General features: G+C 67.8%; 15 protein-coding genes. 10 read left to right on the top strand and 5 right to left on the bottom strand.

Going from position 1 to position 14,060, the window contains the following annotated elements:
• Positions 1-23: 23 nt before the first annotated feature.
• The 5 genes from nuoH to Psi02_RS10505 are packed head-to-tail and all read right to left on the bottom strand — an operon-like array spanning position 24 to position 3,834.
• Positions 24-977 (bottom strand): NADH-quinone oxidoreductase subunit NuoH, encoded by a 954-nt coding sequence (nuoH, locus tag Psi02_RS10525; protein WP_203973283.1) that lies wholly within the window; start codon positions 975-977, stop codon positions 24-26.
• Positions 970-1,551 (bottom strand): NADH-quinone oxidoreductase subunit C, encoded by a 582-nt coding sequence (locus Psi02_RS10520; RefSeq protein ID WP_203973282.1) that lies wholly within the window; start codon positions 1,549-1,551, stop codon positions 970-972. The genes nuoH and Psi02_RS10520 overlap by 8 nt, the downstream gene beginning before the upstream one ends.
• Positions 1,548-2,066 (bottom strand): NADH-quinone oxidoreductase subunit B, encoded by a 519-nt coding sequence (locus Psi02_RS10515; protein WP_203954539.1) that lies wholly within the window; start codon positions 2,064-2,066, stop codon positions 1,548-1,550. Before Psi02_RS10515 ends, Psi02_RS10520 begins: the two co-directional genes overlap by 4 nt.
• Positions 2,067-2,091: 25 nt before the next feature.
• Entirely contained in the window at positions 2,092-2,463 is a 372-nt protein-coding gene (locus Psi02_RS10510; RefSeq protein ID WP_203973281.1) for an NADH-quinone oxidoreductase subunit A, read from the bottom strand.
• 27 nt (positions 2,464-2,490) lie between these two features.
• Positions 2,491-3,834, bottom strand: coding sequence for a glutamate-1-semialdehyde 2,1-aminomutase (locus tag Psi02_RS10505; RefSeq protein WP_203973280.1), 1,344 nt, complete (start codon positions 3,832-3,834; stop codon positions 2,491-2,493).
• 167 nt (positions 3,835-4,001) lie between these two features.
• Between Psi02_RS10505 and Psi02_RS41060 the strand changes: the two genes are divergently transcribed.
• The 10 genes from Psi02_RS41060 to Psi02_RS10460 all read left to right on the top strand — a co-directional run.
• Positions 4,002-4,091 carry a putative leader peptide gene (locus Psi02_RS41060; protein WP_373317617.1) on the top strand — a complete coding sequence of 30 codons (90 nt, stop codon included), beginning with the start codon at positions 4,002-4,004 and terminating at the stop codon, positions 4,089-4,091.
• Between the two features lie 196 nt (positions 4,092-4,287).
• Positions 4,288-6,132, top strand: coding sequence for a 2-oxoacid:acceptor oxidoreductase subunit alpha (locus Psi02_RS10500; protein ID WP_203973279.1), 1,845 nt, complete (start codon positions 4,288-4,290; stop codon positions 6,130-6,132).
• A complete protein-coding gene (locus Psi02_RS10495; RefSeq protein ID WP_239094779.1) occupies positions 6,125-7,189 on the top strand; it encodes a 2-oxoacid:ferredoxin oxidoreductase subunit beta in 1,065 nt (354 codons plus the stop codon). The genes Psi02_RS10500 and Psi02_RS10495 overlap by 8 nt, the downstream gene beginning before the upstream one ends.
• A gap of 221 nt (positions 7,190-7,410) precedes the next feature.
• Positions 7,411-8,289 (top strand): phytanoyl-CoA dioxygenase family protein, encoded by an 879-nt coding sequence (locus tag Psi02_RS10490; protein ID WP_239094778.1) that lies wholly within the window; start codon positions 7,411-7,413, stop codon positions 8,287-8,289.
• On the top strand, positions 8,289-8,954 hold the full coding sequence (locus Psi02_RS10485; RefSeq protein WP_203973277.1) for a polysaccharide deacetylase family protein: 666 nt from the start codon (positions 8,289-8,291) through the stop codon (positions 8,952-8,954). The genes Psi02_RS10490 and Psi02_RS10485 overlap by 1 nt, the downstream gene beginning before the upstream one ends.
• Before the next feature lie 39 nt (positions 8,955-8,993).
• The gene (locus tag Psi02_RS10480) at positions 8,994-9,938 is read left to right on the top strand and encodes a glycosyltransferase family 2 protein (protein ID WP_203973276.1); all 945 of its coding nucleotides are present in this window, start codon (positions 8,994-8,996) and stop codon (positions 9,936-9,938) included.
• Between the two features lie 38 nt (positions 9,939-9,976).
• Complete coding sequence (locus Psi02_RS10475; RefSeq protein ID WP_203973275.1) at positions 9,977-10,981, top strand: hypothetical protein; 1,005 nt, start codon at positions 9,977-9,979, stop codon at positions 10,979-10,981.
• Entirely contained in the window at positions 10,978-12,054 is a 1,077-nt protein-coding gene (locus Psi02_RS10470) for a GNAT family N-acetyltransferase (RefSeq protein ID WP_203973274.1), read from the top strand. Before Psi02_RS10475 ends, Psi02_RS10470 begins: the two co-directional genes overlap by 4 nt.
• 45 nt (positions 12,055-12,099) lie before the next feature.
• The gene (locus Psi02_RS10465) at positions 12,100-12,969 is read left to right on the top strand and encodes a right-handed parallel beta-helix repeat-containing protein (protein WP_203973273.1); all 870 of its coding nucleotides are present in this window, start codon (positions 12,100-12,102) and stop codon (positions 12,967-12,969) included.
• Between the two features lie 326 nt (positions 12,970-13,295).
• Positions 13,296-14,060, top strand: a 765-nt coding sequence (locus tag Psi02_RS10460; protein WP_203973272.1) for a DUF4082 domain-containing protein, incomplete at its 3' end; no start/stop codon positions are given.

Below are 14,060 nucleotides of genomic sequence, written 5' to 3'. Positions count from 1 at the left end.
CGCGTCCTCCGGGTGCCACCTGATCAGGCCAGCAGGACTCTGACGACCCCCGTGAGCGCGAGTTGCAGCAGAGCGAGCGGCACGAGGCCGATCCAGGCGAGCTTCTGGAGCTGGTCCTCACGGAGCCGGGGGAAGCTCACGCGGACCCAGATCACCACGAACGCCAGGACGAAGATCTTGATGAGCGTCCACACGGGGCCGGGGAGGATCGGACCCTGCCAGCCGCCCAGGAACAACACGGCCGTCAGCGCGGAGAGCACCACGATGCCGGCGTACTCCGCCAGCATGAACAGCGCGAACCGGATCCCGGTGTACTCCGTCATCGGACCCATGATGATCTCGGAGTCGGCTATCGGCATGTCGAACGGCGGCCTGCGCAACTCCGCCAGCCCGGCGACGAAGAACACCACGGCCCCGATCGCCTGCCACGGGAGCCACCACCACCGCCACTGCTCGGCGATGCCCTCCAGCGACAGGGTCCCGGCGGCCATCGCCACGCTGGAGGCGGCCAGGACCAGCGGCAGCTCGTAGGACATGAGCTGGGCGGCCGCCCGCATGCCGCCCAGCACGCTGTACTTGTTGGCCGACGCCCACCCGGCCATGATCGAGCCGAGCACGCCGATGCCCATCACGGCGAGAACGAAGAACAGCCCCGCGTCGAGGTCCGCGCCCACCAGTCCGGGCCCCACGGGGATGACGACCATCACCACGAGGTACGGCACGAGCGCGACGGCCGGGGCGATGGCGAAGACGCGACGGTCGGCCGCGGCCGGGATCACGTCCTCCTTCTGGGCGAACTTGACGCCGTCGGCGATGAGCTGCGCCCACCCGTGGAACCCGCCCGCGTACATCGGCCCCAGGCGCGACTGCATGTGCGCCATGGCCTTGTGCTCCATCTGCCCGACGATCAGGGGCAGCACCAGGAAGGCCGCCACGATCACGATCAACCGGACCGCGATGTCGAGCACCTCAGCCATCGCCGTCCTCCCCCTCCGGCACGGCCGGCGCACCCGGGGGCCTCGCCCAGTCGGCGGGGACGCCCGGCGGAAGCATCTTGCGGCGGCTCGGGGACCCGTGGTCGGACTCGCCCGGCTCCTTCGCGCCGGGCCACGCCTTGGCCACCCGGGCGGCGAGCACGAAGTCCTTGCGCAGGGGATTGCCCTCGAAACCCTCGGGCAGCAGCAACGACCGCAGCCCCGGGTGCCCGTCGAAGATCACACCGAACATCTCGAAGGTCTCGCGCTCGTGCCAGTCGGCCCCGCGGAACACGCCCGTCGCACTGGGCAGCCGGGGATCGGCACGCGGCACCCGGGTCCTGACGAGCAGGTGCGCGACGGCGCCGATGTCGACGACGTGGGCGACGACCGCGAACTCGTCCGGCGGCTCGTCGACCCCGGTCAGCCAGTCGAAGAACTCGAAGCCCTCCGACCGGGCGAAGGCCAGCGCGTCGAGCCAGTCGCCCGGCTCCACGTCGGCCACGACGTCCCCGAACGAGTCGGATATCCGGGCGCGCGAGCCGTACCGCGCCTCGATCGCGGCGCCGATGCTCATGGGCGCCCGCCGGGCAGGTAACGGTCGCTCAGCGTCTCACCGGCGATCTTCTCCTGAAGCTTCATGATGCCGTGGAGCAGCGCCTCGGGGCGCGGCGGGCAACCGGGGACGTAGACGTCGACGGGGATGATCTGGTCGACCCCCTTGGTCACACAGTAGGAGTCCCAGTAAGGACCGCCGGAGTTGGAGCAGGCCCCGAACGAGATGACGTACTTGGGGTCGGGCATCTGCTCGTAGAGCCGCTTCACCGCGGGCGCCATCTTGTCGGTCACGGTGCCGCTGACGATCATCAGGTCAGCCTGCCGCGGCCCGTTCGCGAACGGGATCACCCCGAACCGGATGAAGTCGTGCCTGCTCATCGAGGTCGCGATGAACTCGATCGCGCAACAGGCCAGCCCGAAGTTGAACACCCAGAGCGAGTAGCGCCGGCCCCAGTTGAGGACGAACTTCATCGGTTTGGGCGCCAGGCGGGACGCCGGGCCCACCGTGGGCATCGGGAGATCGCTCACAGGCATAGGGCCATTCTCCTCTCCACGGCCCTCACGTCCAGGCGAGCACCCGCTTGCGCCAGGCGTAGAGGATGCCGAGGGCGATGAAGGCCAGGAAGACGAACATCTCGGCCAGTGTGGTCATGCCGAAGCCGGGCGCCGCGAAGACGGTCGCCCACGGGAAGAGGAAGACCGCGTCCACGGCGAAGACGACATAGAGATACGTGAAGACGTAGTAGCGGATCTGCGACTGCGCCCAGCCCTCGCCGACGGGGTCGACGCCGCATTCGTAGGTCATCAGCTTCTCGGGCGTCGGCCGGTCCGGCCGCAACATCCGGTTGACGAACAGGCCACCCGCGAAGATCCCGACACCGATGAGCAGGAGGACGACAACGACGACGTACGAGCCGAAATACCCGTCCATGGACGCCATCGTAATCCCGCCCTCCGATTAGTGAATGCGTCGCGGCGCCGCGTATCGCCGCAGAGCGGGTGCGACCGGACGGCCCTGGAGGAAGCCGTCCGCGCTGCCCGCCTCCAGCGCCTTGCGGTAGACCAGCATCGCCTCCCGCGCCGCCGTGATCGTCTGCTCGACGTCCTCGCGCGTGTGCGCCGCCGAGACCACGAAGTTCTGACCGAGCACCCCTCGCCTCAGCAGTTCCTGCAGGAAGAGGGTGCGGAACGGCTGGGACGGCGAGCCCGACCCGTCCTTCGTCGCGAACAGCAGGCAGGACGGCCTCCCGGTGACCGTCACGTGACGGTCCACGCCCACTTCTCTCGCGGCGGCGTTGACCCCTTCGGCGAGTTCACGGCCGCGCTCCTCCATCGTGCCGATCGGGTCGCCCTCGGCGTAGGCCCGCAGCACCGCGCGAAGCGCCGCCAGGGACACGCTCTCCGCACCGTGTGTGGTGGACATCAGGAAGACCCGCGGCTCATCGGTGCGCAGGCCGCCCAGCTCCATGATCTCCCTGCGGCCGGCGAGCGCGGAGATCGGGAAGCCGTTGCCGAGCGCCTTGCCCCAGCACGACAGGTCCGGCCGGACGCCGTACACCGCCTGGGCCCCGCCCGCCGCCCAGCGCAACCCTGTGATCATCTCGTCGAAGACGAGCACCGTTCCGTGCCTGTCGCACAGGTCGCGGACGCCCTCCAGGAATCCGGGAGCCGGTTCGGCGGCCGCGGTGGCCGCCTCCATGATCACGCATGCGACCTCGTTCTGCTCGAGCACCTCTCGCAGCGAGTCGAGGTCGTTGTAGCGGAAGCGGACGGTCAGCTCCTGTATCGCCGCGGGGATCCCGGCATTCATCTCCAGGGCGCCGATGAACCAGTCATTGACGGAGAAGAAAGGCTGCTCGCATACCGCGACGAGATCCCGGCCGGTCGCCGCCCTCGACAGCCGAATGGCCGCCGAGGTGGCGTCCGATCCGCCCTTGCCGAACTTCACCATGTCCGCGCCCGGCACCAGCGCCAGGAACTCCTCCGCCGCCGTGAGCTCCAGCTCGGTCGGGCGGGTGAAGCTGAGCCCGCCGTCCAGGACGGCGCGGACCGCGTCCAGGACCGGCCGGTAGGCGTGGCCGAGCGTGACGGACCGCAGGCCCATGTTGTATTCGACGAAGCAGTTGCCGTCGGCGTCCCAGACCCGGGCTCCCTCACCGCGCACCAGAACGGGGGCCATGCCCTCCGGGTACTGATCAGAACCGCGGGCGTACGTGTGCGCCCCTCCGGGCACCACCTCGTGGAGGCGACGTTGCAACTGCTCGGATCGCGCGAAGCGAGGCCGGTCATCCTGATCAACCATTTTCCCGAGAATAGGGATTCGCCTCGTCACGCGCCACACAAAGCGACGGCAAAGCCACATCCAGCGAGACATCAGGAGGTCCGGCGCAACGCCCGCGAGATGGAGCGGAGCGCCGTTCCCGTAGCGGTAGCGGGCCGGGTCTACGGCTGCACGTATAGTTGGGCCTTGTGAGCCTTACCTTTCTCTTCGCCCGCCTGCACGTGGACCTGTGTCGGCTCGCGGGGGGACTGTGTCGTTCAGACCGTTCACCCGAGTGACCACCCCGTCACTTCTCGCAGCCATCGATCCCTCGGCGGGGCCCCGCCCCGCTCTTGGCGCACGCGACGAGTGCCGGTAGTCCGCACGTCAATAATTCGCACCACGAACGCATCGTGGTCTCGATGGATCTAGCATGGATATAAGAACGTGCCTCGGACAGACAAGCCTGGGGCCGTCGAGGAGGACTGAGCAGCTGTGACCAAGCAGGTGCAGCAACTCGATCGTGTGATCATCCGTTTCGCCGGCGACTCCGGCGACGGCATGCAGCTCACCGGCGACCGGTTCACGGCGGAGACGGCGCAGTTCGGCAACGACCTGTCGACCCTCCCCAACTTCCCCGCGGAGATCCGCGCCCCTGCGGGGACTCTGCCCGGAGTGTCCAGCTTCCAGCTGCACTTCGCCGACCATGACATCCTTACGCCGGGTGACGCGCCCAACGTGCTCGTCGCGATGAACCCGGCCGCGCTGAAGGCCAACCTCGGCGACCTGCCCCGAGGCGCCGACATCATCGCCAACACCGACGAATTCACCAAGCGCAACCTCCAGAAGGTGGGCTACGCGGCCAACCCGCTCGAGGACGAATCGCTCGCCGAGTGGCGCGTGCACGCGGTGCCGCTGACGTCGCTGACGGTCGGGGCGCTCGAGGGCTTCGAGATCTCCAAGAAGGACGCCGAGCGGGCCAAGAACATGTTCGCGCTCGGGCTGCTGTCCTGGCTGTACAACCGGCCCACCGACGCGACCGTCAAGTTCCTCGAGGTGAAGTTCGCGAAGAAGCCCGACATCGCCAAGGCGAACGTCGCGGCCTTCCAGGCGGGCTGGAACTACGGCGAGACGACCGAGTCGTTCTCCGTCTCCTACGAGATCAAGCCGGCGCGGCTCGCTCCCGGCGTCTACCGGAACATCTCGGGCAACCAGGCTCTCGCCTACGGCCTGATCGCGGCCTCCGTGCAGTCGGGTCTGCCGCTGTTCCTGGGGTCCTATCCGATCACCCCGGCCTCGGACATCCTCCACGAACTGTCCAAGCACAAGCGGTTCGGCGTACGGACGTTCCAGGCCGAGGACGAGATCGCGGGCGTGGGCGCCGCGCTGGGCGCGGCCTTCGGCGGTGCACTCGGCGTGACCACGACCTCGGGCCCGGGTGTCGCCCTCAAGGCCGAGACCGTCGGCCTGGCCGTGACGACCGAGTTGCCGCTGATCGTCGTGGACGTCCAGCGCGCCGGCCCTTCGACCGGCATGCCGACCAAGACCGAGCAGACCGACCTGCTGATGGCGCTCTACGGCCGCAACGGCGAGTCGCCGGTCCCGGTCGTGGCTCCGGCCACCCCGTCGGACTGCTTCCACGCCGCCATCGAGGCCGCGCGGATCGCGTTGAAGTACCGCACGCCGGTCATGTTGCTGTCGGACGGCTACCTGGCCAACGGCTCCGAGCCGTGGCGGGTGCCCGAGGTGGACGACCTGCCGGACATCTCGGTGGACTTCACCACCGAGCCGAACGGCGACGACGGCGCCTACCTGCCGTTCAAGCGGGACCCCGAGACGCTGGCCCGCCCGTGGGCCGTGCCCGGGACGGCCGGCCTCGAGCACCGCATCGGCGGCATCGAGAAGGCGGACGGCACCGGCAACATCTCCTACGACCCCGACAACCACGACAAGATGGTCCGGCTGCGCCAAGCCAAGATCGACGGTATCGACGTCCCCGATCTGGAGGTGGACGATCCGGACGGCGACGCCCGTGTCCTGGTCCTGGGCTGGGGCTCCACCTATGGCCCCATCGCGGCGGCCGTCCGGCGGGTCCGCAAGACCGGGGCCAAGGTCGCCCAGACGCACCTGCGCCACCTCAACCCGCTTCCCGCGAACACCGGCGACGTGCTGCGCTCCTACGACAAGGTGCTGCTGCCCGAGATCAACCTCGGTCAGCTGGCTCTGCTGCTCCGCGCCCGCTACCTGATCGACGTGATCGGGTACAACCGGGTGCGCGGGCTTCCGTTCAAGGCCGAGGAACTGGCCGCCGTCATCCAGGACGTGATCGACAGTGAGTAGTTCGGAATCGCTCAACGGCAAGGGCCTCGCCCTGGTCCCCAGGGCCGACGGCCCGCAGACCATGAAGGACTTCAAGTCCGACCAGGAGGTCCGCTGGTGCCCCGGCTGTGGCGACTACGCCATCCTGGCCGCGGTCCAGAGCTTCCTGCCCGAACTGGGCCTGCGCCGCGAGAACACCGTGTTCGTCTCGGGCATCGGCTGCTCGTCGAGGTTTCCCTACTACCTCAACACCTACGGCTTCCACTCGATCCACGGCCGTGCCCCGGCCATCGCGACCGGGCTGGCGGCCTCCCGGCCCGACCTGTCGGTGTGGGTCGTCACCGGTGACGGCGACGGCCTCTCGATCGGCGGCAACCACCTGATCCACGCGCTGCGCCGCAACGTCAACCTCAACATCCTGCTGTTCAACAACAGGATCTACGGCCTGACCAAGGGGCAGTACTCCCCCACCTCGGAGATCGGCAAGATCACCAAGTCGACGCCGATGGGCTCGCTCGACAAGCCGTTCAACCCGATCTCGCTCGCGCTCGGGGCGGAGGCCGGGTTCGTCGCCCGGACCATCGACTCCGACCGCAAGCACCTCCAGGGCGTCCTGCGGGAGGCCGCCGCTCACCGGGGGACCTCGCTCGTCGAGATCTACCAGAACTGCAACATCTTCAACGACAACGCCTTCGAGGCGCTGAAGGACCCCGCCGTACGCGACGACATCACGGTCAAGCTCGAGCACGGCCGGCCGATCGTCTTCGGCACCGGCGAGAACGAGAAGGCCGTGCGGCTCTCGCCGTACGGAGGGGTCGAGGTCGTGCGGCGCTCCGAGGTCGCGGACAGCGAGATCCTCGTGCACGACATGCACAGCCCCGACCCGTCGCTGGCGTTCGCGCTGTCGCGACTGGACGACCCGGCCTTCGAGCACGTGCCGATCGGGATCTTCCGTTCGATCGACCGGCCGGCCTACGACCAGCTCATGGCCGAGCAGTTGGAGGCCGCGACCGCCGAGAAGGGCGAGGGACGGCTCGACGCACTGCTCCACGGCGGAGACACCTGGCGCATCGCCTGAAGAAAGCCCGGAATGCCTCCGTCCCCGCCAAGGGGACGGAGGCATTCACGTATGGGCGGCCGGTCTGATTCCGCCATCGCAGGTCGTACGGCCTGTCGCCGTGTCCGGCGTCCTCCCGGGCATCCCGTCGCCGACGTTGAGGACGACTCTCAGGGGATGTTCACTGGGCTTTTTGGAGCGATTCAAGTAACAGGCGCCTCCGGATGCCCGATAATTTGGTCGTGACTGTCACGTATTCGAACCCCCAATTCAGCGACGAGGAGCGGCGTACCCGCCTGTATGAGGGCCAGGTACTGATCTACCCGAGCCGCCCGGAATCGGTGGCGCTGATCGAGTTCGCTCAGACGCTGGTCACCGAGGCGTTCGGCGCTCTCGATCCCGAGACCGCGCAGCACGACCTGCCCGTCGAGAAGTTCGCGGGCATCCTGTCGGAGCTCAAGCCGAAGTTCATCCACCACCCCCAGTCGAAGGAACTGCTCCAGGCGCTGCTCGCCTCCTTCGACTGCGACGTGGACAAGACCTACTTCGACGTCCCCCGGCTGCGCTCGTCCACGTCGAACGACTACCTCACCACCGGCATCGCCTATGCCTTCCACCCGCACCGCGACACGTGGTACTCCGCCCCGTTGTCCCAGGTGAACTGGTGGATCCCGGTCTTCGAAGTGGTTCCGGAGAACGTGATGACGTTCCACCCGCAGGGCTGGGGACCGGTGAAGAACAGCTCCGGTCGCTACGACTACTACGAGTGGAACCGCACCAGCCGGTTCAACGCCGCCCAGCACATCGGCACCGACACCAGGGAGCAGCCCAAGGCCGAAGAGCCGGTCGAGTTGGAACCGCGGGTGACCCTCGTTCCGGAGCCCGGCGGTGTCATGATCTTCTCTGGCAACCAGTTGCACTCCTCGGTCCCCAACAACTCCGGCAAGACGCGCTACAGCATCGACTTCCGCACGGTGCACGTGGACGACGTCGTCAACCGGCGTGAGGCTCCCAACTTCGACTGCGCGTGCACGGGCACGACGCTTCGCGACTTCATCCGTGTCCGGGACCTGGACCGAATGCCCGAGGACGTGGCGCTGTCCTACGAGGGCAAGGGCTGATGGATTCGGTCGTCAATCTCACCGTGCACGGCATCGGCCCGACGCACCGTGAGCTGGATACCGGCGAGGACGCCACCTGGGTGGAGGTCGACCAATTCGAGCAGGTGCTCGATGCGGCGACAGGACGTCCCGACGTTGTGATCACTTTTGACGACGGAAACCTATCGGATGTCGAGATCGCTCTTCCTCGGCTGCTCAAGCGTGGCCTGAAGGCGGAGTTCTTCGTGTTGGCCGGACGGCTCGGCGAGCCGGGCAGGCTCTGCGCCAACAGCGTGCGGGAACTGGTGCAGGCCGGCATGGCTGTCGGTTCCCATGGTTGGGCGCATCGCGACTGGCGCCGGATCGACGAGAAACAGGCGGTCGAGGAACTCATCGACGCTCACCGTGTTCTGACGGAGGTGACCGGCAACGAGGTGACGCGAGTGGCCATTCCCTTCGGGTCCTACGACAGGCACGTGCTGCGCCGCCTCCGCAGGGCGGGCGTGACCCGCGCGTTCACCAGTGACCGCGGCCGGGCCAGGAGGCATGCCTGGCTTCAGGCGCGCAACAGCCTCAGCCGCGACCTCGACGCCATCTGGATCACCAATGTGCTGGACCGCAGCCCGCCTGCCGTTCGGCGCGCCCGCTCACTCGCTGCACGAACGGTCAAACGCCTTCGCGGCTGACCCGCTACCTTATGCTCGGGGAAAGGTAACAACACGCCAATGGCGCACGATGACCCCCATGTGAATTTTGCTGCCTTACGGGTCGCTGTCGTGGTCGTGACATACAACAGCGCGGACGTCCTCGAGGACTGCCTGCGCTCGCTCACGGACGGCGACCAAGACGTCCGGCTCACCGACGTCGTCGTGGCCGACAACGCTTCAAAGGACGATTCCCTGGCGATCGCCAAGGGAACCGCTCATATCCCTGTCACGACCGTCCAGGTCGGCAGGAACGCCGGATACGCCGCGGCCATCAACGCGGGTACAGACGCTCTGGACCCCGACGGTTTCGACGCGGTCCTCGTGCTCAATCCGGACTGCAGACTGCGCCCGGGTGCGCTCTCCGTGCTCGCGCGCGCGCTGCGGGAGCCGGGGCGGGGCATCGCCGTACCACGCCTGATCAATCCGGACGGCAGCCTCCAGCCCTCGCTGCGCAGGATGCCCACCGTGTTCCGCGCCGTGGTCCAGTCGGCCATCGGGGGCAACCTCGCAGGCCGGATCGGAACGCTCGGCGAGATGATCAGGAGTCCCCGCCAGTACGAGCACGCACAGGCCGCGGCTTGGGCGACCGGGGCCGCCATGCTCATCTCCGCCGCCGCGATGCGGGAGATCGGCCCCTGGGACGAGTCCTACCTGCTCTACAGCGAGGAGACCGACTACGCGCTGCGAGCCGGCGACCTGGGCTGGACGCTGTGGTACGAACCGACCGCGCTGGTCGAGCACATCGGAGGCGAGTCGCGGACCAGCCCGATGCTCGCGGCACTGGTCACGGTGAATCGCGTGCGGCTGTACCGGCGCCGCAAGGGGCCCTTCGTCGGTGCGATCTACTTCCTCGCCGTCGTCGTCGGTGAGGCCGTTCGCGCCGCCGCCGGCCGCCCCACGGCCCGTGCGTCGCTCGTGGCGCTGCTGCGCCCGTCCCGACGATTACGCGCCCTCCCGGGCTGACGCTCGCCCCACTACCGCTGAACGACGAAAGGTTAATTGTGGCTACGAGCAAGGCCGACTTCGGCCTGCGAGCCGGTGATGTGGTGCGAGTCCGGGGGAAGGAGGAGATCCTCGCGTCGCTCGACGCCGACGGCAGGATCGACGGTCTTCCGTTCATGCCGGAGATGCTCGCGTTCGCCGGTCAGGAGATGCGCGTCTTCAAACGCGCCGACAAGACCTGCGACACGGTCACCCCCAGCGCCCATCTCAGGAAGATGGACAACACCGTCCACCTGGTCGGGGCCCGTTGCGACGGCAGCGCACACGGCGGCTGCCAGGCGCGCTGCATGCTGTTCTTCCGCACCGATTGGCTGGAGCAGGCGGACGGCACCCCACTCGCCGAGCACTCCGACGGCGCGGGTCCCGCCGGATCCGCCGCCTCGGTCGAAACGCTGGAAGCCGACGCCCAGGCGGGCACGGACGAGGAGGGCAACCCGCTCTACCGCTGCCAGGCCACCGAACTGCTCTCCGCGTCCAAGCCGCTCAGCTCGTACGCCCCCAGCCAGTACGTCGCGGACGTGCGCTCGGGGAACGAGAAGCTCGGCGTGGTCCTTCGCGGAGTGCTCATCGGGGCCTTCAACAGGTATCAGTTCCAGAGCATGAAGTTCCCCGCGTGGCTGCGGATCAGGGGGGGTCAGACCTACCCGTTCCTGCGGGGTGTCGGACCCGAGCCCGCCCCGACCCCGCCGAAGGGGCTGCAACCGGGCGATCTCGTCGAAGTGAAGAGCAAGGAGGAGATCCTGCGGACGCTCCACCCGAACAACAAGAACCGGGGGATGTCGTTCGACGTCGAGATGCTGCCCTACTGCGGCACACGGGCGAGGATCTCCCATCGGGTCGAGCAGATCATCGACGAACAGTCGGGGCGGATGATCCGCCTGCGCGACTGCTACGTCCTGGAGAACGTGACCTGCACGGCCATCTACCATCGTTTCTGCCCGAGGGCGATCTATCCCTACTGGCGTGAGACCTGGCTGCGGCCCGTGGCCGGCCCGGCCGAATGAACATCACCGTCGTACGCCCCGGCGAGCTCGGAGACGCCGAGATCGCCGCGTGGCGTGCGTTGCAACGTGCCGACCTGCTACTGGACAACCCGTTCCTGTCTCCCGACTTCGCCCTCGCGGTCGACCGTTACCGAGACAACGTCCATGTCGCGGTGATCTCGTCGGCGACGGGCGTGGTCGGCGTCTTCCCGTTCCAGCGGCAGGCGCTGGGCGTCGGGCTACCGGTCGGGGCGGGGTTCAACGACGCTCAGGGCCTAGTGGGCGCCGCCGATCTGCGCGTGGACGCCGGAGAACTCCTGCGGGCGTGCGGTCTGGCGGTATGGGAGTTCGACCATCTGCTCGCGGGGCAGTTCACGGAGTTCCACACCGAACGTCAGCGGTCGCCCATCATCGATCTCGGCGGCGGGTTCGACGACTACGTGGCCCTCATCCGCTCCCGGTCCACCAGCACCTACAAGACGGTCGCCTACCGGGAGCGCAAGCTCGGCCGTGACGTCGGGCAGATCAGGCATGTCTTCGACTCGCGGGACCCGGGTGACCTGCGGGCGCTGCTGAGCTGGAAGTCCGCGCAGTACCGCGAGACCGGCCAGCGGGACCTGTTCGCCGACCCCCGATTCACGGAGTTGGTGGAGCGGCTGCACCAGGAGCCCGGCGAAGGCGTCCGCGGTGCGCTGAGCATGCTCTACGCCGGAGATCAGCCGATCGCCGGCCACTTCGGGCTGGTGTCGGAAACGGTGCTCTGCCAGTGGTTCCCCGCCTACGACAAGGAGTTCGGCCGGTATTCGCCCGGCCTCGTCCAGCACCTGGGCATGGCCAGGGAGGCGGCGGAGCGGGGAGTCCGCCACATCCACCTGGGCAAGAGCCAGGCGACCTACAAGGACTTCCTGGCGAACACCGAGACGCAGGTGGCCGAGGGAAGGGTCAGCCGGCCGTCCGTGGGCGCCACCCTGCACTGGGCCAAGAGCGTGCCGGCCGGCAGGATCAAGGACACCTTACGCAAGAGCGACGCGCTGCGGTCCGGCGTGCGGCGCGCCAGGATACTCCGGGGACGGCTTTCCGGAGGGGAGAAGTAGTAGCGTGATCCGGTGTCCATTTGCCCGGGATCTGGTGGTTGCTCGATGATGCGGTTGGCTGTCGTCGTCTCTTCGATCGCCGTCTTGCTGCTCACCGCGTGCACGCCGGGCTCGGCGGACCCCAAGCCGACTCCCTCCGCGTCTCCGACTCCTCCGGTGACCGTGAAATACGGCGTCCCTCCGAACATCGCGTTGAAGCCGTCCGAGTCCCTCAAGGCCAAGTCCGGTCAGGTCATCGAAAACCTGGACATCACCGGCCAGGTGTTCATCGGCGACGGCGTGCACGACGTCGTCATCCGCAACTGCCGCTTCAACGGCGACGGCAGCCAGTGGTACGCCATCCAGACGGCGGGCGACGGGTCGGCCACCGTGGACCACGTGACCATCCGCGGCGACTACAAGGACGCCGGGATCAGCTACCACAACGTCACCGTCACCCACGCCGACATCTACGGCATGACCCATGACGGCATCAAGGTCGGCAACAACGTCACCGTCGCCGACTCCCGCATCCGCGACTTCGCTCCGGTCGCCGGCGCCCACTCGGACGGGCTGCAGATCTTCGAGAGAGTCTCCGGCGTCACCATCAAGAACAACCTCGTCAACCCCGGCCTGGGAGGCGGCTCCCGGAACGGGAAGGGTGACGACGACACGGCCGTGAACTCCGCGCTGATCTTCGCCGACAGCGTCGACCGGGGGACCGCGGGCCGGATCGTGGTGGACGGCAACGTGCTCGGGGGCGGCGGCTACACCGTCTACTTCGACGTCCCCGGGGACACCCACTTCACCGACAACAAGTTCCTGCGCGACTCCTACCTGTACGGCCCGGTGGACGGCCGAGCCGACACCAAGGAATGGCGGGGAAACACCTTCGCCGACAACGGGGAGCCGATCTCCCTTCCGAAGGGCCAGTGACGTCCTCCGGCGCGGTCGATTCAGTGCCTGCCACTCGGTGATCTCCGACGTGCGCTCGATCACTGCGTGACGGCGCTCGCTGAGGCTCATGGGCACCGTCAGGTCCGTGAGGCGGAAAGAGCCTAATAGGTGACGGCTACCTCGGAGCCGACCGATGTGCCCTTATCACAACAACCGGTAGATGGCCCAGAAGCTGCGCGTTAATTTTCCGCGATCCCTTATCGGCATTTAACGAAAATACCCGCCACGCCAGTGTGAATCCTTATTTAGGCCGTGATAATTGCGACAAAGGGACTAAATGGCTGTATCAGCATGGAGGTAGTTTCATGGCCGGCATGCATTCCCGCGACGGCGGCGTCAGGAGCGGCAACCGGCGATTGAGACCGGCGCTCGTGCCCGTGGCGATCTCGAGCCTCCTGCTGGTGGTCGCGCCCGCCATGGCGATCGGATCTCACGACGATCCCACCGCGGCATCCGGAACCGGAACGGCGCGGCCCGCCTCCCTCCCGAAGTTCCAGCAAGTCAGCTTCTGGTCGAAGACGTCCAAGGTCCCTGTACGTTCGCATTCCGACCACGGCCCCGTCGAGTTGGGCATGCGCTTCACTCCGGCCCGCAACGGCTGGGTGGCCGGGGTCCGGTTTTACAAGCCGGCGAGAGAGCAGGGCCGGCACGTCGCAAGCCTCTGGGACGCCCGGGGTCGTCTGCTGGCGTCGGCCGAGTTCTCCGGCGAGAGCCGTTCCGGCTGGCAGGAGGTCTCTTTCGCGAAGCCCGTGTTCGTCTGGGGCGGGCACGACTACACCGTCTCCTACCACAGCGAGAACGGCACCTACGTCCGCACGGCCGGCTTCAGGGCGATCAGCGCCGGGCCACTCAGGACGACCTCTCGCGGAGGCGTCATCGGGTACGGCGATCGAGGCTTCCCTTCGCAAGGGGACGCCAGACGCTACAACTACTGGGTCGATGTGATCTTCCGCTGGGACCCCTGGAATTCGTGGACGTCTCCGAGCGGCGCCCCGTCCCCCGCACCCAGCACCACCCCCACCGCGCCCGGGACTCCTCCGGCGACTCCGACGTCCCCGTCTGATGAGCCT

This window comes from Planotetraspora silvatica (assembly GCF_016863315.1).
In the GTDB taxonomy this organism is placed as follows: Bacteria; Actinomycetota; Actinomycetes; order Streptosporangiales; family Streptosporangiaceae; genus Planotetraspora; species Planotetraspora silvatica.
Note: the sequence above shows the minus strand (reverse complement) of the source record. Positions and strands in the feature narration are given on the sequence as shown.